Here is a 1,357-nt window from a genome sequence, read left to right as displayed (position 1 = left end):
TGTACCTTAGGCACGGGCTCGATCACGGTGACTTCGCCACTGGGAGCAGGCCTTGAATACTCGATTGATGGCACCAACTATCAAGTTTCAACTTCTTTTACTGGTCTTGCAACCAGTACCTATAGCCTGACTGTCCGCAACGCACAAGGTTGCGTGTCAACAGCGACCTCGGTTACGATCAATGCCCAGCCATTAACTCCAGCTACCCCAACAGCTTCAACCGTTCAACCAATTTGTACCGTTGCAACAGGTTCGATCACAGTAGCCTCGCCACTGGGAGCAGGATTGGAATACTCGATTGATGGTACTAACTATCAAAGCTCAACGTCATTTACTGGCCTTGCAACTAACACCTATAACCTGACTGTTCGTAATGCGCAGGGCTGTATTTCTTCGGCTGCTGCCGTTACGATTAACGCCCAGCCATTAACGCCTGCTACCCCAACAGCTTCAACCGTTCAACCCACCTGTACGGTAGGAACAGGCTCGATAACAGTAGCCTCGCCACTGGGAGCAGGATTGGAATATTCGATTGATGGTACTAACTATCAAGTTTCAACTTCCTTCACCGGCCTTGCAACCAATACCTATAACCTGACGGTTCGTAATGCGCAGGGCTGTATTTCTTCGGCAACTGCTGTTACCATCAACGCTCAGCCATTAACTCCAGCTACACCAACAGCGTCGACCGTTCAACCGACTTGTACAGTAGCAAGCGGCTCGATCACCGTGACAGCGCCAATAGGGGTAGGATTGGAATATTCGATTGATGGCACCAACTATCAAAGCTCCACTTTATTTGCAGGATTAACCTCAGCAACCTACAATTTAACTGTTCGCAATGCTCAGGGCTGTATTTCTTCGGTTACTGCTGTTACGATTAACGCTCAGCCGCTAACGCCAGCTACACCAACAGCTTCAACCGTTCAACCCACCTGTACAGTAGGAACAGGCTCGATAACAGTAGCCTCGCCACTGGGAGCAGGCCTTGAATATTCGATTGATGGAACAAACTATCAAGCCTCCACTTTATTTGCTGGACTTACCTCAGCAACCTATAACCTAACTGTTCGCAACGCTCAGGGCTGTATTTCTTCGGCTACTGCCGTTACGATTAACGCCCAGCCATTAACTCCTGCCACACCAACTGCCTCGACCGTTCAACCGACTTGTACGGTAGCCACCGGTTCGATCACAGTGACAGCGCCACTAGGGGCAGGATTGGAATACTCGATTGATGGCACCAACTATCAGGCTTCGACTTTATTTGCAGGATTAACCTCAGTAACCTATAACTTAACTGTTCGCAACGCGCAGGGCTGTATTTCTTCGGCCACTGCTGTTACGATTAACGCTC

General features: G+C 49.4%; 1 protein-coding gene. It reads left to right on the top strand.

What is annotated here, in order from left to right; genetic code table 11:
* Window positions 1-1,357, top strand: a 1,357-nt coding sequence (locus NF867_RS13275; RefSeq protein ID WP_252588488.1) for a hypothetical protein, incomplete at both ends; no start/stop codon positions are given.

The sequence above is a fragment of the Solitalea agri genome (assembly GCF_023914155.1).
In the GTDB taxonomy this organism is placed as follows: Bacteria; Bacteroidota; Bacteroidia; order Sphingobacteriales; family Sphingobacteriaceae; genus Solitalea; species Solitalea agri.
The sequence above is the reverse complement of the archived record's forward strand: the minus strand, read 5'-3'. Positions and strand labels throughout refer to the sequence as shown.